Here is a 19,962-nt window from a genome sequence, read left to right as displayed (position 1 = left end):
AGTACGTCGTGCGCCTGACCCGAACCCTCCAGACGGCCGCCGCCCTCACGCTGCTGCTCGCGGCCACCGCATGCGGCTCCTCCGACTCGGGGAGCGGCACCTCCGCGGCCGGCCTCAACCCTCCCGACCTCAAGGCGCAGTCCGAACTCGGGAAGACCGAGGGCCGGGTCAACGTGATCGCCTGGGCCGGCTACGTCGAGGACGGCTCCAACGACCCCAAGGTCGACTGGGTCAGCGACTTCGAGAAGCGGACCGGCTGCCAGGTCCACTCCAAGGTCGCGGCCAGCTCCGACGAGATGGTCAAGCTGATGAAGACGGGGGAGTACGACACCGTGTCCGCCTCCGGCGACGCCTCCCTGCGCCTGATCGCCTCCGGCGACGCCGCCCCGGTCAACACCGCCCTCGTACCCAACTACAAGGACGTCTTCGGCGACCTGAAGATGCAGGCCTGGAACTCCGTCAAGGGCAGGGCCTACGGCATCCCGCACGGCCGGGGCGCCAACCTGCTGATGTACAACACCGAGAAGGTGCGGCCCGCGCCCACCTCCTGGTCGGCCGTCTTCGACGACGCGGCGAAGTACAAGGGCCACGTCACGGCCTACGACTCGCCCATCTACATCGCCGACGCCGCCTTGTACCTCAAGGCCACCAGGCCCGAGTTGAAGATCAAGGACCCGTACGCACTCGACCAGAAGCAGTTCGACGCCGCCGTCGCCCTGCTGAAGAAGCAGAACGCCGACGTCGGCGAGTACTGGGGCGACTACCTCAAGGAGGTCTCCGCCTTCAAGAGCGGGGACTCCCTGGTCGGCACCACCTGGCAGGTCATCGTGAACCTCGCCGCCTCCGAGGGCGCCAAGGTGAAGGCGTTCGTGCCGAAGGAGGGCGCGACCGGCTGGTCCGACACCTGGATGATCTCCGCCAAGGCCAAGCACCCCAACTGCGCCTACAAGTGGCTGGACTGGATCGTCTCCCCGAAGGCCAACGCCCAGGTGGCCGAGTACTTCGGCGAGGCCCCCGCCAACGCCAAGGCCTGCGAGCAGACCAGCGACAAGGGCTTCTGCGCCACCTACCACGCGGCCGACACCGCCTACTGGAAGCGGGTCGCCTTCTGGAACACGCCGATCCCGCAGTGCCTGGACGGCCGTACGGACGTCACCTGCGTGCCGTACGCCAAGTGGGTGCAGGCCTGGACCGAGATCAAGGGCTGAACCATGACCGTCACCGCCCAGGCCGCCGGACGACAAGGCTCCAGGGCCACCGTCCGGCGGCTGGCCGGGATGCTGCACCGCCGCCCCCGGCTGCGCCTCTCCCTGCTGCTGACCGCCCCGCTGCTGTGGCTGGCCGTGCTGTACCTCGGCTCGCTGACCGTGCTCTTCCTCTCCGCCTTCTGGACGACGAACTCCTTCACCTCCGAGGTCGTCAAGGTCTGGTCGGTGGACAACTTCCGCACCCTGCTGACGACTTCCGTCTTCCACCAGGTGATTCTGCGCAGCGTCGGCGTGGCCCTGGCGGTCACCGCCCTGTGCGCGGTGATCGCCTTCCCGCTCGCCTTCTTTACCGCGCGCGTCGCCCGGCCCCGGTGGCGCCCCCTGCTGGTGGTCGCCATCCTCACGCCGCTGTGGGCGAGTTACCTGGTCAAGGTGTACGCCTGGCGGCTGATCCTGTCCCAGGGCGGGCTCGCGGACTGGATGCTGAAGCCGTTCGGGCTGAGCGGCCCGGGTTTCGGCCTGCCGGCCGCCCTCCTCACCCTGACCTACCTCTGGCTGCCGTACATGATCCTGCCGATCCACACCGCGCTGGAGCAGTTGCCGGCCAATCTGCTCGACGCCTCCGCCGACCTCGGGGCGCGCCCCTGGCGCACCTTCCGGTCGGTGGTGCTGCCGATGGTGCTGCCAGCGATCGCCGCCGGGTCGGTCTTCACCTTCTCGCTCAGCCTCGGCGACTACATCACCGTGCAGATCGTCGGCGGCAAGTCCCAGCTGATCGGCAACCTCGTCTACTCCAACATCGAACTCAACCTGCCCATGGCCGCCGCGCTCGGCACGGTCCCCGTCGTCGTCATCGTGCTCTATCTGCTGGCGATGCGGCGCACCGGCGCCCTCAGCAGCCTCTGACCGTCCTCGGCAGCCTTCCCAGGGGGGTGTACCACGTCATGCAGCTCTCCCGTGGCGCGCGCATCGCGCTGCGCGCCGCCGCAGCCTTCGGCTTCGCGGTGATCTACGTCCCGCTTCTGCTGGTCCTCGTCAACTCCCTCAACCCGGACCGCAGCGCCAGCTGGCCGCCGCCCGGCCTGACGCTGCACTGGTGGTCGGTGGCCTGGGGCAACTCGGGGGCGCGGGACGCCGTCTGGGTCTCGGTGAAGGCGGGTCTGGGCGCGACCGCGATCGCCCTGGTCCTCGGCACGCTCATCGCCTTCGCGGTGGCCCGGCACCGCTTCTTCGGCCGCGACACCCTCTCCTTCGTGGTCGTCCTGCCGATCGCGCTGCCCGGCATCGTCACCGGCATCGCCCTGAACTCCGCCTTCTCCACGGTGCTCCGGCCGCTCGGCGTCGGCCTGGGCCTGTTCACTGTGGTCGTCGGACACGCCACCTTCTGCATCGTCGTCGTCTTCAACAACGTCGTGGCCCGCCTGCGCCGCACCTCCGGCTCCTACGAGGAGGCGGCGATGGACCTCGGTGCGAACACCTTCCGCGCCTTCGCCGACGTCACCTTCCCTCTGGTCCGCTCGGCCCTGTTCGCCGGGGGCCTGCTCGCCTTCGCCCTGTCCTTCGACGAGGTCGTGGTCACCACCTTCACCGCCGGACCCGGCGTCGAGACCCTGCCCATCTGGATCTTCAACAACATGACCAGACCCCAACAGGCCCCCGTGGTGAACGTCGTGGCGGCCGTACTGGTCCTCCTCTCCGTCGTCCCGATCTACATAGCCCAGCGCCTGTCGTCGGACACGGCCACGGAGAGCAGGATCTAGCAGGGCAGCGCCGGCGTTCCTTTACGCAAGCAGTTTGCGTTTCTTGCGCTAGGCTTGCGCACATGACGCGACGACTTGCGGAAGTGGCGAAGAAGGTCGGGGTCAGTGAGGCCACGGTCAGCCGGGTGCTCAACGGGAAGCCCGGAGTGTCCGACGCCACCCGGCAGGCGGTGCTCTCCGCGCTGGACGTGCTCGGGTACGAGCGGCCCACGCAGTTGCGCGGCGAGCGGGCCCGGCTGGTGGGCCTGGTCCTGCCCGAGCTGCAGAACCCGATCTTCCCGGCCTTCGCCGAGGCCATCGGCGGCGCGCTGGCGCAGCTCGGGCTCACCCCGGTGCTGTGCACCCAGACCAAGGGCGGGGTCTCCGAGGCGGACTACGTGGAACTGCTGCTGCAACAGCAGGTCTCCGGCGTCGTGTTCGCCGGCGGGCTGTACGCCCAGGCGGACGCGCCGCACGACCACTACCGGCGGCTCGCGGACCGCAACATCCCCGTGGTGCTGGTCAACGCGGCCATCGAGGACCTCGGGTTCCCCGCGGTGTCCTGCGACGACGCGGTCGCCGTGGAGCAGGCCTGGCGCCATCTCGCCTCCCTCGGGCACGAGCGGATCGGCCTGGTGCTCGGGCCGGGCGACCATATGCCGTCGGCGCGGAAGCTGGCGGCGGCCCGCGCTCTCGCGGGCGAGCTGCCCGAGGAGTACGTGGCCCGGGCGATCTTCTCCATCGAGGGCGGCCACGCGGCCGGGGCCAAGCTGATCGACCGCGGGGTCACCGGCATCATCTGCGCCAGCGACCCGCTCGCACTGGGCGTCGTAAGGGCCGCCCGGCGCAAAGGACTCGACGTGCCCGCCCAGATCTCCGTCGTGGGCTACGACGACTCCGCGCTGATGAACTGCACGGAACCGCCGCTCACCACCGTGCGCCAGCCCATCGAGTCGATGGGCAAGGCGGCGGTCGAGCTGCTCAACGCGCAGATCGGCGGCACCTCCGTACCGGCCGACGAGCTGCTGTTCGAGCCGGAACTGGTGGTCCGCGGCTCCACCGCGCAAGCACCGCGTGCCTGAGATCCAATAGATCCTCTCCACTGTCGAATAATTACAGATTCCGCGCGACATCTTGCGAAGCGGTGTCGCCGGTGCTTGAGTGTGCGGCGCCCACAGCTCCTGTCCAGAGGGGTCCACCGATGTCAAGCACCGGCTTCCGCCGCACCTTCGTGGCGATCGGCGTCTGTTCCTCCCTTGCCCTCGTCGCCACGGCCTGCGGGTCGTCGGACGACGAGTCGTCCGGCGGCAAGACCCGCATCACCGTCAACTGCGAGCCGCCCAAGAGCGCCAAGGTCGACCGGAAGTTCTTCGAGGAGGACATCGCCTCCTTCGAGAAGCGGAACCCGGACATCGACGTCGTCGCGCACGACGCCTTCCCCTGCCAGGACCCGAAGACGTTCGACGCCAAGCTGGCCGGCGGCCAGATGGAGGACGTCTTCTACACCTACTTCACCGACGCCAAGCACGTCGTGGACATCAACCAGGCCGCCGACCTCACCCCGTACGTCAAGGAGTTGAAGAGCTACGACACCATCCAGCAGCAGCTGCGCGACATCTACACCGTCGACGGGAAGATCTACGGCATCCCGCGCACCGGCTACTCGATGGGCCTGATCTACAACCGCAAGCTCTTCGAGAAGGCGGGACTCGACCCCGACAAGCCGCCGGCCACGTGGGAGGAGGTCCGCGCCGCCGCCAAGAAGATCGCCGCGCTCGGCGGCGGCACCGTCGGCTACGCCGACTACAGCGCCCAGAACCAGGGCGGCTGGCACTTCACCGCCGAGCTGTACTCGCAGGGCGGCGACGTCGTCGACGCCGACGGCAAGAAGGCCACCGTCGACACCCCCGAGGGCCACGCCGTGCTCCAGAACCTGCACGACATGCGCTGGACCGACGACTCGATGGGCAGCAAGCAGCTCCTCATCATCAACGACGTGCAGCAGATGATGGGTTCGGGCAAGCTCGGCATGTACCTCTCCGCCCCCGACAACATCCCGATCCTGGTCAAGGAGAAGGGCGGCAACTACAAGGACCTGGCCCTCGCCCCGATGCCCGGCGGCAAGGGCACGCTCATCGGCGGCGACGGCTACATGTTCAACAAGAAGGCGACGCCCGAGCAGATCCGCGCCGGCCTCAAGTGGCTCGACCACATGTTCCTCACCCCGGGCGCCGGCTTCCTCGGTGACTACGCCCGCGCCAAGCAGAACGACGGCCCGGTCGGTCTGCCCGAACCGCGCCTGTTCACCGGCGCCGCCGACGCCAAGGACCAGGAGGTCAAGAAGGCCAACGCGAACGTCCCGGTGGAGAACTACCAGGCCTTCCTCGACGGCAACAAGAACCTCCAGCTGAAGATCGAGCCGCCGAACGCCCAGCAGATCTACTCCGTCCTCGACGGCGTCGTCTCCGCCGTCCTCACCAAGAAGGACGCCAACATCGACCAGCTCCTCAAGGACGCCTCCGGCAAGATCGACAACATCCTGGCCCGGAGCTGACGGCGATGACGAAGACGGCAGCGCGGCGATCCGCCCCGGCGGTCGCCGTACGCCCCCTCCCGGCGCCGCCCCCGGCAGGGGACCGGAGGCGGCGGCGACTGCGCGACCAGCTCCACGCCTACGGATTCCTCCTCGGCGGCCTCGTCTGCTTCGCCCTGTTCTCCTGGTACCCGGCGATCCGCGCGGTCGTGATCGCCTTCCAGAAGTACACGCCGGGCTCCGAGCCCGAGTGGGTCGGCACCGCGAACTTCACCCGTGTCCTGCACGACCCGGAGTTCGCGGCGGCCTGGCGCAACACGCTCACCTTCACGCTGCTGGCCCTGCTCATCGGCTTCGCCGTCCCGTTCGTCCTCGCCCTGGTCCTCAACGAACTCCGCCATGCCAAGGCCTTCTTCCGGGTCGTGGTCTATCTGCCGGTGATGATCCCGCCGGTGGTGAGCGCCCTGCTGTGGAAGTGGTTCTACGACCCCGGCGCCGGCCTCGCCAACGAGGCGCTGCGCTTCCTGCACCTGCCCACCTCGAACTGGACCAACGGCGCCGACACCGCCCTGGTCTCCCTGGTGATCGTGGCGACCTGGGCCAACATGGGCGGCGCCGTCCTGATCTACCTGGCCGCGCTCCAGTCCATCCCCGGCGAGCTGTACGAGGCCGCCGAACTCGACGGCGCGAACCTCCTCCAGCGCGTCCGGCACGTGACGATCCCGCAGACCAGGTTCGTCATCCTGATGCTGATGCTCCTTCAGATCATCTCCACCATGCAGGTGTTCACGGAGCCGTTCGTCATCACGGGCGGCGGCCCGGAGAACGCCACGGTCACCGTCCTCTACCTCATCTACAAGTACGCCTTCCTCTACAACGACTTCGGCGGGGCCTGCGCGCTCAGCGTGATGCTCCTGGTCCTGCTCGGCGCGTTCTCCGCCGTCTATCTGCGGCTCACCCGCTCCGAGGGGGACGCATGAGCACCCGGACCCTGATCTCCCCGGCCGTCCTGGCCCGCCCGCGTGGCAAGGCCGTCTACTGGACCGTGTTCACCGGTGTCGTCGTGCTCTTCGCGCTGGCCTTCCTCTTCCCGGTGTACTGGATGGCGACCGGCGCGATGAAGTCGCCGGACGAGGTCGCGCAGACCCCGCCCACCCTGCTGCCGAAGCGCTGGCACCTCGACGGCTTCACCGACGCCTGGGACCTGATGCAGCTCCCGCAGCACCTGTGGAACACGGTGGTGCAGGCCGCCGGCGCCTGGGCGTTCCAGCTGGTGTTCTGCACCGCCGCCGCCTACGCCCTGTCCAAGCTGAGACCCGCCTTCGGCAAGGTGGTCCTCGGCGGCATCCTGGCCACCCTCATGGTCCCGGCCCAGGCCCTGGTCGTACCGAAGTACCTGACGGTCGCCGATCTGCCGCTGATCCACACGAGCCTGCTCAACGACCCTCTCGCGATCTGGCTGCCCGCCGTCGCCAACGCCTTCAACCTCTACCTCCTCAAACGGTTCTTCGACCAGCTCCCGCGGGACGTGCTGGAGGCCGCCGAGATCGACGGCGCCGGACGGCTGCGCATCCTGTGGTCGGTGGTGCTGCCCATGTCCCGGCCGGTCCTCGGCGTGGTCTCGATCTTCGCCCTGGTCGCCGTGTGGCAGGACTTCCTGTGGCCGCTGATGGTCTTCTCCGACACCGGCAAGCAGCCGATCAGCGTGGCCCTCGTCCAGCTGTCGCAGAACATCCAACTGACCGTGCTGGTCGCCGCGATGGTGATCGCCAGCATTCCGATGGTCGCCCTGTTCCTCGTCTTCCAGCGGCACATCATCGCCGGGATCAGCGCCGGCAGCACCAAGGGCTGACACGGCCCCCTCGACAGAAAGGCACGCACTGTGGGACAGCCCACCCATGCCCGGAAGCAGACCGACTGGTGGCGCTCCGCCGTCATCTACCAGATCTACGTGCGCAGTTTCGCGGACGGCGACGGGGACGGCACCGGTGACCTCGCCGGTGTCCGCGCGAAGCTCCCGTACCTCGCCGAACTCGGCGTCGACGCCCTGTGGTTCAACCCGTGGTACCTGTCGCCGATGAAGGACGGCGGCTACGACGTCGCCGACTACCGGGCCATCGACCCGGCCTTCGGAACCCTCGCCGAGGCGGAGAAGCTGATCTCGGAGGCCCGGGAGCTGGGCATCCGCACCATCGTCGACGTCGTACCGAACCACGTCTCCGACCAGCACCCGTGGTTCCACGCCGCGCTCGCCGCGCCGCCGGGCAGCCCGGAACGCGAGCTTTTCCACTTCCGCCCCGGACGCGGCCGGCACGGTGAACTGCCGCCCAACGACTGGCCGTCCCAGTTCGTCGGCTCCACCGAACCGGTGTGGACCCGGCTGCCCGACGGCGACTGGTACCTGCACCTGTTCACGCCCGAGCAGCCCGACCTCAACTGGGCCCACCCGGCGGTCCGCCAGGAGCACGAGGACATCCTGCGCTTCTGGTTCGAGCGGGGCGTCGCGGGCGTCCGCATCGACTCGGCCGCCCTGCTCGCCAAGGACCCCGCGCTGCCGGACTTCGTCGAGGGCCGCGATCCCCACCCGTTCGTCGACCGCGACGAACTCCACGACGTCTACCGCTCCTGGCGGGCCGTGGCCGACGCCTACGAGGGCGTCTTCGTCGGCGAGGTGTGGCTGCCCGACCCGGAGCGTTTCGCCCGCTACCTGCGCCCCGACGAACTCCACACCGCCTTCAACTTCTCCTTCCTGTCCTGTCCCTGGGACGCCGGACGGCTGCGGGACTCGATCGACACGACCCTCGCCGAGCACGCCCCCGTGGGGGCACCCGCCACCTGGGTGCTGTGCAACCACGACGTCACCCGCACGGTCACCCGCTACGGCCGCGCCGACACCGGCTTCGACTTCGCCGCCAAGGCCTTCGGCACCCCCACCGACCTGTCCCTCGGCACCCGGCGGGCCCGCGCGGCCGCGCTGCTGTCCCTCGCCCTGCCCGGCGCGGTCTACGTGTACCAGGGCGAGGAACTCGGCCTGCCCGAGGCCGACATCCCCCTCGACCGCGTCGAGGACCCGATGCACTTCCGCTCCGGCGGCACCGACCCCGGCCGCGACGGCTGCCGGGTCCCGCTGCCGTGGGTGGCCGACGCGCCCCACGCCGGCTTCGGCTCCCACGAGGAACCGTGGCTGCCGCAGCCCGCCGACTGGCCCGCGTACGCCGTCGACCGGCAGCAGAGCGACCCCTCCTCCATGCTCACCCTCTACCGCGAGGCGATCCGCCTCCGCCCGGCCTTCGGCGACGCCCCCCTGACCTGGCTGCCCGCCCCCGACGGCGTCCTCGCCTTCACCCGCGCCGACGGCACGACCTCTGTCGTCAACCTCGCCGCGACCCCCGCCGAACTCCCCGGGCACACAGAACTCCTGCTGAGCAGCGGCCCGTTGGACGAGACCGGCCGTCTCCCGCAGGACACGGCGGTCTGGCTGCGCGCCTGAGTCCGCGCAGCCCGTCCGCCGCGACGCACCGCGCTATCCCCGTACCCCCCACCACGAAGGGATCAGCACATGCACGCGAACAGCAGGGCCAGATCAGCCCGGCGCCTGCCGGCCATCGGGGCGAGCGTCGCCCTCGCCGCCGGCATGCTCGTCACCCTCGGCGCACCCGCCGCCCACGCCGCGGCGGGCGCCACCCTCCCCTTCACCTCGGTCGAGGCCGAGTCCGCGACCACGAGCGGGACCAAGATCGGGCCCGACTACACCCAGGGCACCCTCGCCTCCGAGGCCTCCGGACGCCAGGCCGTCCGGCTGGCCACCGGGCAGCGCGTGGAGTTCACCGTGCCGCGCGCCGCCAACGCCGTGAACGTCTCCTACAGCGTCCCCGACGGCCAGTCCGGCACGCTCAACGTGTACGTCAACGGCACGAAGCTGAGCAAGACGCTCGCGGTCACCTCGAAGTACTCCTACGTCGACACCGGCTGGATCGCCGGCGCCAGGACGCACCACTTCTACGACAACGCCCGGTTGCTGCTGGGGCAGAACGTCCAGCCCGGCGACAAGGTCGCCGTGGAGGCCGCGAACGTGCAGGTCACCGTGGACGTCGCCGACTTCGAGCAGGTGGCCGCGGCCGCCTCCCAGCCCGCCGGATCGGTCTCCGTCACCTCCAAGGGCGCCGACCCCAGCGGCCAGGGCGACTCCACCCAGGCCTTCCGGGACGCCATCTCCGCAGCGCAGGGCGGCGTGGTGTGGATCCCGCCGGGCGACTACCGGCTCACCTCCTCCCTCGGCGGCGTCCAGAACGTCACCCTCCAGGGCGCGGGCAGCTGGTACTCGGTCGTGCACACCTCCCGCTTCATCGACCAGTCCAGCTCCTCGGGCAACGTGCGCATCAAGGACTTCGCGGTCATCGGCGAGGTCACCGAGCGCGTCGACTCCAGCCCCGACAACTTCGTCAACGGCTCGCTCGGACCGAACTCCTCCGTCTCCGGCATGTGGCTCCAGCACCTGAAGGTCGGCCTGTGGCTGACCGGCAACAACGACAACCTCGTCGTCGAGAACAGCCGCATCCTCGACACCACCGCCGACGGCCTCAACCTCAACGGCACCGCCAAGGGCGTGAAGGTCCGCAACAACTTCCTGCGCAACCAGGGCGACGACTCCCTCGCCATGTGGTCGCTGTACGGGCCGGACACCAACAGCAGCTTCGAGAACAACACCATCTCGCAGCCGAACCTCGCCAACGGCATCGCGATCTACGGCGGCACGGACATCACGGTGAAGGACAACCTGATCTCCGACACCAACGCCCTCGGCAGCGGCATCGCGATCTCCAACCAGAAGTTCCTCGACCCCTTCTCGCCGCTGGCCGGCACCATCACCGTCGACGGCAACACCCTGGTGCGCGCCGGCGCGATGAACCCCAACTGGAACCACCCGATGGGCGCGCTGCGCGTCGACTCCTACGACAGCGCCATCAACGCCACCGTGCGCATCACCAACACCACGATCACCGACAGCCCCTACAGCGCCTTCGAGTTCGTGTCGGGCGGAGGTTACGGGTACCCGGTCAAGGGCGTCACCGTCGACGGCGCGACCGTGAAGAACACCGGCACGGTCGTCGTCCAGGCCGAGGCACAGGGCGCGGCGTCCTTCCGGGGCGTCACCGCCACCGGCGTGGGCGCGGCGGGCATCTACAACTGCCCCTACCCGGCCAACTCGGGCAGCTTCGCGCTGACCGACGGCGGCGGCAACTCCGGCTGGACCTCCACCTGGTCGGACTGCTCGACGTGGCCGCAGCCCGGCCAGGGCAACCCCGACCCCGACCCGGGCCGCAACCTCGCCAAGGGCCGCCCGGCCACCGCCACCGGCTCCCAGGACGTCTACACCCCGGGCAACGCGGTGGACGGGAACGCCAACACCTACTGGGAGTCCACCAACAACGCCTTCCCGCAGTCCTTGACGGTCGACCTGGGCTCCAGCCAGCCCGTACGCCGACTGGTGCTGAAGCTGCCGCCGTCGTCGGCCTGGGGCGCCCGCACCCAGACGATCACCGTGCAGGGCAGCACCGACGGCTCGTCCTACTCCACCGTCGTCGGCTCCCAGGGCTACCGCTTCGACCCGGCCACCGGCAACACGGCCACCGTGTCCCTGCCGAGCAACACCAACCTCCGCTGGCTCCGCCTGACCGTCAGCGCCAACACCGGCTGGCCGGCAGGCCAGTTCAGCGAAGTGGAGGCCTACCTGACCCCGTGACCGCAGGTGTCCCGCGCTTCGCCGCCCGGAGCAGGACCGGGCTCCGCCACGCGCCGAAGCGCGGGACCACCCGCCCGCCCCGGCCTCAGCCCGGCGCGACGAACCCCGACTCGTACGCCGCGATGACCGCCTGGGTGCGGTCGCGGGCGCCGAGTTTGGCCAGCAGGGAACTCACGTGGGACTTGACGGTCTCGGTCCCCACGACGAGGCGGGCGGCGATCTCCGCGTTCGACAGGCCGCGCGCCATGAGGCGCAGCACCTGCCCCTCCCGCTCGGTCAGCGCGGCGCGCTCCATGGCCGTCCGGGCCGCCGCGTTGCCGTGGTCCTCGCCGTACCGCGAGGCCAACTCCCGCAGCGCCGCCGGGAACAGCAGCGAGTCGCCCGCGGCCACCAGCCGTACCGCGTGCACGATCTCCGCCGGCCGCGCCCGCTTGAGCAGGAAGCCGTCGGCGCCCGCGCGCAGCGCCCCGTACACGTACTCGTCGTTCTCGAAGGTCGTCACCACCACGATCTTCGGGGGGTCGGGCACGGTGCGCAGCACGGCCCGGGTGGCCTCGATGCCGTCCATCAGCGGCATCCGTACGTCCATGGCCACGACGTCGGGGCGCAGTCGCCGCACCAGGGGGATCACGGCGGCCCCGTCGGCCGCCTCGCCCACCACCTCGATGTCCGGCTGCGCCTCCAGCACGGCGCGCAGGCCCGCCCGTACCAGCGGTTCGTCGTCGACGAGGAGAACGGTGATCGGCATCCGGCCAGCGTAGATCACCTCAGCGGCAGATCGACGCGCACCAGCCACCAGCCGTCGTCCTGCCCCGCCTTGGCCTCGCCGCCGAGCAGCGCCGCCCGCTCACGGATCCCGCGCAGCCCGCGGCCGCCACCCGCGCCGGCCGCCGAGGTCGCCCCGGTCAGCGGATTGCGCACCTCCAGCCGCAGCCGTGCCTGTTCCACGGCGATGCGTACGCGGACGTGGACGGGCCCCGCGTGCCGGAGCACGTTGGTGAGCGCCTCCTGGAGCATCCGGTAGCCCTCGCGGGAGATCGGTCCGGGCACGTCCTCCAACGGCCCGGTCACCTCGGCGTCGACCCGCGCGCCCGAGGACCGCGCGGATTCCAGCAACCGGTCCGCCTCCCCGAGGGCGGGGCGGGGGCCGGCCGGCCGTCCCGTGTCTCGCAGCATGAGCAGAACCTGTTCCAGGTCCTCCAGCGCGGCCCGGCCGGTCTCCTCGATGGCCTCCAGCGCCCGGTCGGTGAACTCCGGGTCGGCGGCCGCCCGTGCGGCACCCGCCTGGACCACGGCCAGCGTCAGCGCGTGGCCGAGGGAGTCGTGCAACTCCTGAGCGATCCGGTTGCGTTCCAGCAGCCGCTCGGTGCGCTCCTCCAGCTCCGACAGACGCTCCCTGACCGACGGCCCGAGCAGGCGGCGGGCGACCTGGGCCATGAGAGCACCCGCTCCGGCGACCACCGCGAGCAGCACCAGCACGGGCACCGGTACGAGGAGGGCGCACCACCACCCGCGCCCGGGAACCTGAAGGAGCGGGTCGGCGACGCTGGGATCCCCGACGGCCCCCCCGACGAGCGACAGCGAGAGCGTCATCAACTGGCCCGACACCAGCGCGACCGCGAGCCCCGCCTCCATGCGCAGCACCATCCAGGCACCCGTTCTGACCCGGTCGGTCCACGAGGTGGACGGCGCTGCGGAAACCTCCGGATCCTCGTCGCTCCGCACCCGCGCGTGCGGTCCGGGGAACAGCATCAGCCGCGCCTGGAGACCCTCCGCACGGCGCATCGAGGGCACCATGGCCGCGGCCAGGACCAGCGGGACGGGAAGGACCGCGATCAGCGCCCAGTCGCCGGGCGTCGGGCGGACCAGGCCCGGGTAGACCATGGCGCAGACGAACGGCACGATCGCCCCTACCAGCAGGTGGAGCCAACGGGTGTAGGTGACCGCACGCGTCAGCGGCGACAGCAGGCCTGGCATGCCGCCATCCTGGCAGAGCGGGCGGGACCGCCGGCTCCCCCGCACGGGGGAGGCGGTCTACTCCGGCGGGGGAGGCCCGGCCCCCGCTCGTCCGGCCAGGCTGAAGCCATGACCAGCATCCAAGTGCAGGGCCTCACCAAGGAGTACGGCGGCACCCGGGCCGTCGACCGTCTGACGTGCACCATCGAACCGGGCCGAGTCACCGGGTTCCTCGGCCCCAACGGCGCCGGCAAGTCCACGACCATGCGGCTCGTCCTCGGCCTCGACCGCCCCACCGCCGGCTCCGCCACCGTGGGCGGCCGCCCCTACACGGCCCTGCATGAACCTCTGCGCACCGTCGGCGCGCTGCTGGACGCGCAGGCGGCCCACGGTTCCCGTACCGCCCGCGACCAGCTGCGCTTCCTCGCCGTCAGCAACCGCATCCCGGCCCGCCGCGTGGACGAGGTGCTCGAGGAAACCGGTCTCGCCACGGTGGCACGTCGCCGCATCCGCACCTTCTCGCTCGGCATGCGCCAGCGCCTCGGCGTCGCCGCCGCGCTCCTCGGGGACCCGCCCGTCCTCATGCTGGACGAACCCGCCAACGGCCTCGACCCGGAAGGGATCGTCTGGATCCGCGAGTTGCTGCGCCGGCTGGCCCGGGAGGGCCGCACGGTCCTGGTCTCCAGCCATCTGATGAACGAGACCGCGGCCTTCGCCGACCACCTCGTCGTGCTCGGCCGGGGCCGGCTCCTCGCCGACACCTCCATGGAGGACTTCATCGAACAGCACAGCCACCCGCGCGTCCGGGTGCGCGCCGGCGCCCCCGCCCGGCTGCGGGCCGTGCTGCTGGCCGAGGGATACACGGTGGCGGACGGCGACGGCGGCCCGCTGGTGGTCGACGGCGCCAGAGCCGAGCAGGTCGGAGCCGTCGCCGCCCGCGAAGGCATCCCGGTTCTCGAACTCACCGACGAACGGGCCTCCCTGGAGCAGGCCTATCTCGCCCTCACGACCGGCGAGGCCGAGTTCGCCGCCGCGGCCACCGCGTCCCCGACCGCACCGCAGGAGGTGTGACCATGTCCGTCACCGCCGTTCTCCACTCCGAGTGGATCAAGATCAGGTCGGTCCGGGCGAGCTTCGGCTCGCTCATCGCGGTCTTCGCCGCCACCCTGGCCATCACCCTGCTCGTCTACTCCACCGTCGGCCGGGCGGAGGCGGACGGCGGCGAGGACCTTCTCTTCGGAGCCTTCTACGCGATCAACTTCGCGCAGATCGCCGCCATCTCCTTCGGGGCCACCGCCGTCTCGTCCGAGTACGCGGGCGGCGCCCTGCGGATCTCCCTGTCGGCCGTGCCGCGCCGGGGCCTGTTCTGCGCGGCCAAGACGGCGGTCGTGGGTTCCGCCGCCCTCGCCGTGGGGCTCGCGACCGGATTCACCACCTTCTTCGTGGGCCAGGCGTTCCTGGGGGAGTACGCCATCGGCCTCGGCACACCGGGTGCGCTGCGGGCCTGCGTCGGCGCCGGGATCTACCTCGCCCTGATGGCCCTGTTCGCCGCGGGACTCACCTTGCTCCTGCGCAGCGCCGTCGCGGTGCTCAGCCTGCTCATCCCGTTCATCCTGATCGTGTCCTTCGTGATCGGGGACATCGCCGAGGGCGCCTCCCGCTATCTGCCGGACCGGGCCGGACAACAGGTCCTGCACGAAGAGGCGGCGGGCGGCCTCGGCCCCTGGACGGGGCTCGCGGTGACGGCGCTGTGGGCGGCGGCCGCGCTGCTGGCCGGCTGGTGGGCGGTACGCCGGCGCGACGCGTGACGCCCGGGCCCGGGGCCCCGACCGGAGCCTTTTCCGACCTCGGTCCGAGCCGGCCGGACGCAGGCAGAGGGCGGCTCGGACCGAGGCTCGTGATGCGGGTGGTGGAGCACCCGAGCTTGCGGAGGAGCCGCCATCTGCCCGGGGTTCGCGAAGTCGGGCACGGCGTTGGGGCCGGGCAGCGCTGGGATTTCCAGCGCTGCCACTTCGCCGCGACCGCCTTCTTGCCCGCCGTGACACCGCCCGACCTCACACCGCGGGGCGGCAGCACGGTTCCGGTCGGTTCGGCCGGTGGTGGAGCAGGGCGGCCCGTAGGTCGTGCTCGGTGATGCGGTCAGTGGGGCGGTGGAGTGTCCAGCGGCGGGCGTCGCCGTCCATGGGCAGCACGGTGACGACGGTTTCCAGTGGTGGGTGGCCGGGTTCGGTGTACGTGAATTGGCGGATGATGACGGCGGTGTCGTCGTCCAGGCCGAGCACGGCGCGCACGATGTCCCTCAGTTCGCGCAGACGCGGACTCGGCCCGGCGGTTGCGGGGCGCGGTTGCGGTGGCATGGGGTGGATACTCCTTGGTTCCGGGAACGCCCAGGGGTTCTTGGTTCCGGGGACGCCCAGGGGTTCGGCATTCCGGGCGGCTTCGTGGTGGTTCACTTGGGCGGTGTGCGGGCAGTGCCCCAGTCCCAGACGGGTGCCCTGAGGGGAGGCCGGGCAGCGCGGTGTTGCCTGGTCACGACTGCCTGCCAGATGGCGAGGAGCAGCAGCGTGGCGGTTTCGGCCAGGATGCTGAGCAGGGCCTGTGGAGCGGGCTGCAGGCCGTGTTCGGTGAATCCGAAGACGCCCACGGTGCGGGAGGCGGCGAAGCCGCCGAGGGCGCCCAGCGCCACACCCGCGGCGGCGAGCTTCAGCAGCGGTGGCATCCCGATCAGCAGCAGCGCGGCGACCGCGAAGGAGACGCTCGCCTGGAGCAGGAACAGGGGGCCCACGACGTGGATGAAGCGGTACTCGTCGATGTAGAGGCGGGCGTGGATGTATCCGCTCCCGGCGAGCGTGGCGGCGATCGCGACACGCAGGGCAGGGGCGAGGAGCCTTCCGAGGGTCATGTCAGCCTCTCGTCCTTGATCGCCAGGTTCCGGTCGCCCTGCCGGTAGCCCACGGTGCGGATGCCGAGTGCGTCCTTGAGCTGCCGGGCGGGTACGACCTGCGGAGTCGGGGCGGGGGCCCGGCCGGGCTTGGGCAGCGGGTAGGCCGTGGTGGTGGCGGAGTGGAAGGTGATGTTGCCCTCCGTCTTGGTGAACAGCTGGTGGACATGCCCGTTGAGGCAGGTCACGGAGGAGAAGCGGCGCAGGAGCGCGATGACGCGCAAGGCGTCGTCCGTGCTCCAGCCCCACTGCGGGTACATGGCGAACAGGGGGATGTGGCTGAAGACCACGATGGGCGTGTCCGGCGGCAGCCCCGCGAGGTCCCTGCGGACGAACTCGATCTGCTCGTTGCCGAGATGACCGAGCTTCTCCAGGCTCAGGGTGTTGACCAGGGCGATGAAGTGCACGCCGTGGGTGTCGAAGCTGTACCAGCCGTCGCCGAGCGTGCCCTTGCCGAAGGTCTGCCGGTAGGCGCGTCCCGCGTCGCCTATGGAGTCGTGCTCGCCGGGCACGGTGAAGACGCGGTCGGTCCGCATCCTCGTCATCATCTGCCTGACCTGGTCGAACTGCGAGGACGTGGACAGGTGGGTCAGATCGCCGCTGTGCATGACGAAGTCGGGCCGGAAACCGAGTGAGTTGACCTGGTGGATCGCCTCCGAGAAGGAGCCGGCCACGTCCATGTTCGCCGGACCCTGGAAGCCGATGTGGCTGTCGGAGACCTGCACGAACCGCAGGGCGCCGCTCGCCGTCGTGCCGGCTCCCGCGGCGGCGGTTCCGGCGGTGGTCCCGGCGGTGCCGCGGGTGTCGGCGATGTGGCTGATCACTTCTCCACTGGCCACGGTCAGCACCACGGCCCCGCCGAACCACCCCGCGTGCCGCAGGAGTTGGCGCCGGGACATGCCGTGTTCGGCTGCGGGCGGTTCGTTGCCACCGAGCGGTGATCCTTGGTGAGGGGCGTGGTACTCGGTCATCGGGTCACCTCCACGGTGGCGGTCATGAACGGATGGATGGTGCAGAGGTAGTGGTAAGTGCCGGGCTGTGTGAACCGGTGGCTGTACGTGGCGTGAGTGGCCAGGGCAGGCGAATGCAGCGGGCCGCCCGATCCGCCGCTGGTGACGGTGTGGGCGTCGGTGTCCTGGTTGGTCCAGGTCACCGTCGTGCCCGCTTTGACCTTCAGCGTGGCCGGGGAGAACGCGAAGTTCTTGATCGCCACGGCGCTCCCGGCCACCGGCGTGGCCGGCGTACTGGTGCTCGGAGGGCTCATGGGCATGCTCGTGCTGGGCATGGGTGAGGCACCGGGAGCGGAGCCCGCCGCGTTTCCCGGTCCGGAGGCACCGGGCATGCCGGCCGTCTGGTGCTGACCCTGTCCCGGGGTGATGGCACCGGCATGGGTGGACGAGGAGTGCGACGACTGGCCGCATGCGCTCAGGAGTCCCAGCGCGCCGACGGTGGCGACGGTGGCGACGGCAAGCCCAGCCGCAGCGCGTGATCGCCGGCCTGGTGTACGAAGGTGCGGGTACATGCTGTTCGTTCCTCACGATCAGGTTGAGATGGGGACTGCGCCTGCCGAGTGCGCGCAAGCGAAGCGAAGTCGCAGGCGGTAAACGGCAGTTCCCCGACCGCGGGCCGAGAGCGGCTTCGAGTGCGGGAGACGGATGCCGCGTATGTCGGCCTTTGTCTGACTCCACGGACGGCGGGGGGCGTGCGGTTCGGTCGATGCGCACTTTTCGCGGCACTTTCTTTGGGTCGCCGCAGATCGGCCGTCCCTCCGGCGTTCCGGCATACGTGGCCCTGGTGGCGCTCACGGAGGGTCGCCATCCTGTGCGGTGCGTCACAAGGTAAAGCGGCGCATATGGGCGTGATCGTTTTATGCCCTGGAGCTCCCGAAAACGTGACCCAAGAGCCGATCCGGATCGCTCCGCGGACCGTGTCGCCCTCCGGGCGCTGTCGCTGCGGGGACGGGGTGTCGAACCATGACCATGCCAGGCAGGAGGCGGCGACCGTGAGTGCGGAGCAAGATGCCCTCCGGCCGGCTGGTCACGGTCCGGGTGTGAGATCGCCGGGGGTCCGCTCGGCCCTGAGTCGGGCGGACTCCTGGCGCACCGGACCACCGTCGTTCACGGGACTCCGGCCCGCTTCTCTCCTGCGGGCCGCAGGAGTAGGGCCGGTCGCCCAACGACCGGTGGCCTCGGCTTTCCTGGCCAAGGTGAACGAGCTCAGTCCTCCGCCGGTCTTGACCTGACCAGCAAGAAGTGGAGCAAAAGGAGTGAATCGCTCGAACCGTCCGGCAGGTGCCGGCCGTGGAACGAAATGAACGCTCCGATGCAGGATCCGGCTTACCGACCGCCCTTCGAATGCGTCGACGGTCTCCACGTTCCGGTCTCCGCACATGCACAGAAGAGTCAGAAGACCATGTTCGTAACCGATTCCCCCCGCCCGAGCCCACCGATCTCCCGGCGTTGCCACCACGAGGCGCTGCTCGCCCTGCCCGCGCAGGAGGCGCACGTCTCCGCCGCTCGTCACTTCGCGGCCGATCTGCTGGAGACCTGGTGTGTCCCCGAGAGCCAGCGGGACTCCGCCGTTCTCATCGTCGACGAACTCGCGGCCAACGCCGCCCAGTACGGCCGCGAGCGCATGACGCTGCGGCTCGTCCTCGACCACGGCACCCTGCACATCGTGGTCAGTGACTCCGGAACGGCCGTGGAGCGCCGTCGCCCCGACATCGCCCCGGACGAGCACGGCCGCGGCACCGGCATCGTCCAGTACCTCGCACAGTCGACCGAGGTCCACCAGACGCGCGGCGGCCGCGAAGTCCGCGCCTGCCTGAGGTGCTCGGCATGACCGCCCCCGAATTCCCGTGCGAGCCGCCGCCCTTCGCCGGGCCCCGCACCGCGGCGATGCGCCGGCCGCCGGTCACCGGGGGCCGCCGCGGCGCAGGATCACCCGACGACCCCCGCGAGCGGGCCTTCGCGACCCACAGGCCGTGCCCCGTCGACGGCTGTCCAGCCCCGGCCCGGGGGCCCGTGCGGCCCCTGGTGAACCCGCCGGCCCTCGACCGCGGTGGCCTGGGCCACGACACGGTGCCGTGTACACGCTGTGGCGCCCGCCGTGGCGTATCGGGGGAGGACGTCGCCCCGAACACCGGCGAGGACATCGAGGCCCCGCCCCCGCACGAGGCGTACGCGAACGCGCCCGACCTGCGTCGCGAAATGCACCAGGTGCTTGCCCTCGGGGCCGAGCGCGACGGCCGCCAGGCCAGGACCGTCACCGGCCCGCCGGTCGACGCCGCGGTCGCCGAACGCGTCCGGCTGCTGCGCCGGGCAGCCCTCATGGACCGTATGGCCCTGGAGAGCCCCGACCCTGGTCCGGTCGGCGCCGCCACGCAAACCGCCGAACAACTCCTGCGGTACGACCGCCGCCGACCCGACCTGGTGGCCGGGCCGTATCAACCCGACGCCATCACGCTCGGCCCCAGCCGCCGCCGCTACGTCCGCCAGGAGTACGCCGCCTGGGCATCCGCGGGGCGGCCCGGCGCCTGAACCGTCCCGATTCGACAGGAAGAGGCGCCGCGAAGTCGCCGCCGTGTGAAGACCGTTGGCGGGGTCACCGGCCGAGCGCCCCCTCGACGATCCTGTGGACGATCAGGATCCCGGCGACCAGGCGACAGTCGCGCAGTGCGCCCATGCCGCACCCCGCCCCACCCGTACTCCGCACCCCACAGCTTGGACCTGCCATGGCGATCAACACCCTTCCGGCCACCGAGAACATCCGCCCGGCCGACGGCGAACCGCTGCTGGCGACCGCCTGAGCACCGCGGGGCGGCCGCCTCACGGGGTGCCGCC

The 19,962-nt window shown here is 70.8% G+C and carries 20 protein-coding genes; 14 read left to right on the top strand and 6 right to left on the bottom strand.

Annotation, left to right across the window (positions count from 1 at the left end; translation table 11 throughout):
- Positions 1-8: 8 nt before the first annotated feature.
- The 9 genes from ACFY3J_RS28230 (at position 9) to ACFY3J_RS28190 (ending at position 11,223) form a co-directional block, all read left to right on the top strand.
- Positions 9-1,208 carry an ABC transporter substrate-binding protein gene (locus ACFY3J_RS28230; protein ID WP_390842002.1) on the top strand — a complete coding sequence of 400 codons (1,200 nt, stop codon included), beginning with the start codon at positions 9-11 and terminating at the stop codon, positions 1,206-1,208.
- 3 nt (positions 1,209-1,211) lie between these two features.
- The gene (locus ACFY3J_RS28225; protein WP_390842001.1) at positions 1,212-2,114 is read left to right on the top strand and encodes an ABC transporter permease; all 903 of its coding nucleotides are present in this window, start codon (positions 1,212-1,214) and stop codon (positions 2,112-2,114) included.
- Between the two features lie 38 nt (positions 2,115-2,152).
- Complete coding sequence (locus ACFY3J_RS28220) at positions 2,153-2,968, top strand: ABC transporter permease (protein ID WP_384184643.1); 816 nt, start codon at positions 2,153-2,155, stop codon at positions 2,966-2,968.
- 62 nt (positions 2,969-3,030) lie between these two features.
- Positions 3,031-4,029 (top strand): LacI family DNA-binding transcriptional regulator, encoded by a 999-nt coding sequence (locus ACFY3J_RS28215; RefSeq protein ID WP_384184641.1) that lies wholly within the window; start codon positions 3,031-3,033, stop codon positions 4,027-4,029.
- Between the two features lie 119 nt (positions 4,030-4,148).
- The gene (locus ACFY3J_RS28210) at positions 4,149-5,501 is read left to right on the top strand and encodes an ABC transporter substrate-binding protein (protein ID WP_390842000.1); all 1,353 of its coding nucleotides are present in this window, start codon (positions 4,149-4,151) and stop codon (positions 5,499-5,501) included.
- Positions 5,502-5,506: 5 nt separating this feature from the next.
- Complete coding sequence (locus ACFY3J_RS28205) at positions 5,507-6,460, top strand: carbohydrate ABC transporter permease (RefSeq protein WP_390841999.1); 954 nt, start codon at positions 5,507-5,509, stop codon at positions 6,458-6,460.
- Entirely contained in the window at positions 6,457-7,332 is an 876-nt protein-coding gene (locus tag ACFY3J_RS28200; protein ID WP_390841998.1) for a carbohydrate ABC transporter permease, read from the top strand. The genes ACFY3J_RS28205 and ACFY3J_RS28200 overlap by 4 nt, the downstream gene beginning before the upstream one ends.
- A 30-nt stretch (positions 7,333-7,362) precedes the next feature.
- A complete protein-coding gene (locus ACFY3J_RS28195; protein WP_390841997.1) occupies positions 7,363-8,970 on the top strand; it encodes a glycoside hydrolase family 13 protein in 1,608 nt (535 codons plus the stop codon).
- 69 nt (positions 8,971-9,039) lie between these two features.
- A complete protein-coding gene (locus ACFY3J_RS28190) occupies positions 9,040-11,223 on the top strand; it encodes a discoidin domain-containing protein (RefSeq protein WP_384184627.1) in 2,184 nt (727 codons plus the stop codon).
- A gap of 85 nt (positions 11,224-11,308) precedes the next feature.
- Here ACFY3J_RS28190 and ACFY3J_RS28185 read toward each other — a convergent pair whose 3' ends face one another.
- Both ACFY3J_RS28185 and ACFY3J_RS28180 read right to left on the bottom strand, forming a co-directional pair.
- On the bottom strand, positions 11,309-11,971 hold the full coding sequence (locus tag ACFY3J_RS28185; protein ID WP_384184624.1) for a response regulator: 663 nt from the start codon (positions 11,969-11,971) through the stop codon (positions 11,309-11,311).
- A 14-nt stretch (positions 11,972-11,985) separates the two neighbouring features.
- The gene (locus tag ACFY3J_RS28180) at positions 11,986-13,200 is read right to left on the bottom strand and encodes a sensor histidine kinase (RefSeq protein ID WP_390841996.1); all 1,215 of its coding nucleotides are present in this window, start codon (positions 13,198-13,200) and stop codon (positions 11,986-11,988) included.
- A 108-nt stretch (positions 13,201-13,308) separates the two neighbouring features.
- Between ACFY3J_RS28180 and ACFY3J_RS28175 the strand changes: the two genes are divergently transcribed.
- Both ACFY3J_RS28175 and ACFY3J_RS28170 read left to right on the top strand, forming a co-directional pair.
- Positions 13,309-14,250, top strand: a complete 942-nt coding sequence (locus tag ACFY3J_RS28175) for an ABC transporter ATP-binding protein (protein ID WP_384184618.1) — start codon at positions 13,309-13,311, stop codon at positions 14,248-14,250.
- 2 nt (positions 14,251-14,252) lie between these two features.
- Entirely contained in the window at positions 14,253-14,987 is a 735-nt protein-coding gene (locus tag ACFY3J_RS28170; protein WP_390841995.1) for an ABC transporter permease, read from the top strand.
- A 246-nt stretch (positions 14,988-15,233) separates the two neighbouring features.
- Here ACFY3J_RS28170 and ACFY3J_RS28165 read toward each other — a convergent pair whose 3' ends face one another.
- From ACFY3J_RS28165 to ACFY3J_RS28150, 4 genes are all read right to left on the bottom strand, one after another.
- Positions 15,234-15,536, bottom strand: coding sequence for a hypothetical protein (locus ACFY3J_RS28165; RefSeq protein ID WP_390841994.1), 303 nt, complete (start codon positions 15,534-15,536; stop codon positions 15,234-15,236).
- A gap of 92 nt (positions 15,537-15,628) precedes the next feature.
- The gene (locus tag ACFY3J_RS28160; protein WP_384184610.1) at positions 15,629-16,081 is read right to left on the bottom strand and encodes a hypothetical protein; all 453 of its coding nucleotides are present in this window, start codon (positions 16,079-16,081) and stop codon (positions 15,629-15,631) included.
- Positions 16,078-17,091: a metallophosphoesterase family protein gene (locus ACFY3J_RS28155; RefSeq protein ID WP_390841993.1), complete on the bottom strand. Its 1,014-nt coding sequence runs from the start codon at positions 17,089-17,091 to the stop codon at positions 16,078-16,080. The genes ACFY3J_RS28160 and ACFY3J_RS28155 overlap by 4 nt, the downstream gene beginning before the upstream one ends.
- The gene (locus tag ACFY3J_RS28150; RefSeq protein ID WP_384184605.1) at positions 17,088-17,384 is read right to left on the bottom strand and encodes a plastocyanin/azurin family copper-binding protein; all 297 of its coding nucleotides are present in this window, start codon (positions 17,382-17,384) and stop codon (positions 17,088-17,090) included. The genes ACFY3J_RS28155 and ACFY3J_RS28150 overlap by 4 nt, the downstream gene beginning before the upstream one ends.
- Before the next feature lie 1,148 nt (positions 17,385-18,532).
- On the opposite strand from ACFY3J_RS28150, the gene ACFY3J_RS28145 reads away from it, so the two are divergent.
- The 3 genes from ACFY3J_RS28145 (at position 18,533) to ACFY3J_RS28135 (ending at position 19,928) form a co-directional block, all read left to right on the top strand.
- Positions 18,533-18,961 (top strand): ATP-binding protein, encoded by a 429-nt coding sequence (locus tag ACFY3J_RS28145; protein ID WP_384184603.1) that lies wholly within the window; start codon positions 18,533-18,535, stop codon positions 18,959-18,961.
- Positions 18,958-19,659, top strand: coding sequence for a hypothetical protein (locus ACFY3J_RS28140; RefSeq protein ID WP_384184600.1), 702 nt, complete (start codon positions 18,958-18,960; stop codon positions 19,657-19,659). Before ACFY3J_RS28145 ends, ACFY3J_RS28140 begins: the two co-directional genes overlap by 4 nt.
- Before the next feature lie 143 nt (positions 19,660-19,802).
- Complete coding sequence (locus ACFY3J_RS28135; RefSeq protein ID WP_384184598.1) at positions 19,803-19,928, top strand: hypothetical protein; 126 nt, start codon at positions 19,803-19,805, stop codon at positions 19,926-19,928.
- Positions 19,929-19,962 lie beyond the last annotated feature (34 nt).

It is taken from the genome of Streptomyces sp. NPDC001231 (assembly GCF_042896885.1).
Taxonomy (GTDB): Bacteria; Actinomycetota; Actinomycetes; order Streptomycetales; family Streptomycetaceae; genus Streptomyces.
Note: the sequence above shows the minus strand (reverse complement) of the source record. Positions and strands in the feature narration are given on the sequence as shown.

Bases quoted from the DNA above. Each gene is read 5' to 3' on its own strand.
- ACFY3J_RS28225 (WP_390842001.1), top strand. From the start codon at position 1,212: ATGACCGTCACCGCCCAGGCCGCCGGACGACAAGGCTCCAGGGCCACC.
- ACFY3J_RS28220 (WP_384184643.1), top strand. From the start codon at position 2,153: ATGCAGCTCTCCCGTGGCGCGCGCATCGCGCTGCGCGCCGCCGCAGCC.
- ACFY3J_RS28215 (WP_384184641.1), top strand. From the start codon at position 3,031: ATGACGCGACGACTTGCGGAAGTGGCGAAGAAGGTCGGGGTCAGTGAG.
- ACFY3J_RS28210 (WP_390842000.1), top strand. From the start codon at position 4,149: ATGTCAAGCACCGGCTTCCGCCGCACCTTCGTGGCGATCGGCGTCTGT.
- ACFY3J_RS28205 (WP_390841999.1), top strand. From the start codon at position 5,507: ATGACGAAGACGGCAGCGCGGCGATCCGCCCCGGCGGTCGCCGTACGC.
- ACFY3J_RS28200 (WP_390841998.1), top strand. From the start codon at position 6,457: ATGAGCACCCGGACCCTGATCTCCCCGGCCGTCCTGGCCCGCCCGCGT.
- ACFY3J_RS28190 (WP_384184627.1), top strand. From the start codon at position 9,040: ATGCACGCGAACAGCAGGGCCAGATCAGCCCGGCGCCTGCCGGCCATC.
- ACFY3J_RS28185 (WP_384184624.1), bottom strand. From the start codon at position 11,971: ATGCCGATCACCGTTCTCCTCGTCGACGACGAACCGCTGGTACGGGCG.
- ACFY3J_RS28180 (WP_390841996.1), bottom strand. From the start codon at position 13,200: ATGCCAGGCCTGCTGTCGCCGCTGACGCGTGCGGTCACCTACACCCGT.
- ACFY3J_RS28175 (WP_384184618.1), top strand. From the start codon at position 13,309: ATGACCAGCATCCAAGTGCAGGGCCTCACCAAGGAGTACGGCGGCACC.
- ACFY3J_RS28170 (WP_390841995.1), top strand. From the start codon at position 14,253: ATGTCCGTCACCGCCGTTCTCCACTCCGAGTGGATCAAGATCAGGTCG.
- ACFY3J_RS28165 (WP_390841994.1), bottom strand. From the start codon at position 15,536: ATGCCACCGCAACCGCGCCCCGCAACCGCCGGGCCGAGTCCGCGTCTG.
- ACFY3J_RS28160 (WP_384184610.1), bottom strand. From the start codon at position 16,081: ATGACCCTCGGAAGGCTCCTCGCCCCTGCCCTGCGTGTCGCGATCGCC.
- ACFY3J_RS28155 (WP_390841993.1), bottom strand. From the start codon at position 17,091: ATGACCGAGTACCACGCCCCTCACCAAGGATCACCGCTCGGTGGCAAC.
- ACFY3J_RS28150 (WP_384184605.1), bottom strand. From the start codon at position 17,384: ATGAGCCCTCCGAGCACCAGTACGCCGGCCACGCCGGTGGCCGGGAGC.
- ACFY3J_RS28145 (WP_384184603.1), top strand. From the start codon at position 18,533: ATGTTCGTAACCGATTCCCCCCGCCCGAGCCCACCGATCTCCCGGCGT.
- ACFY3J_RS28140 (WP_384184600.1), top strand. From the start codon at position 18,958: ATGACCGCCCCCGAATTCCCGTGCGAGCCGCCGCCCTTCGCCGGGCCC.
- ACFY3J_RS28135 (WP_384184598.1), top strand. From the start codon at position 19,803: ATGCCGCACCCCGCCCCACCCGTACTCCGCACCCCACAGCTTGGACCT.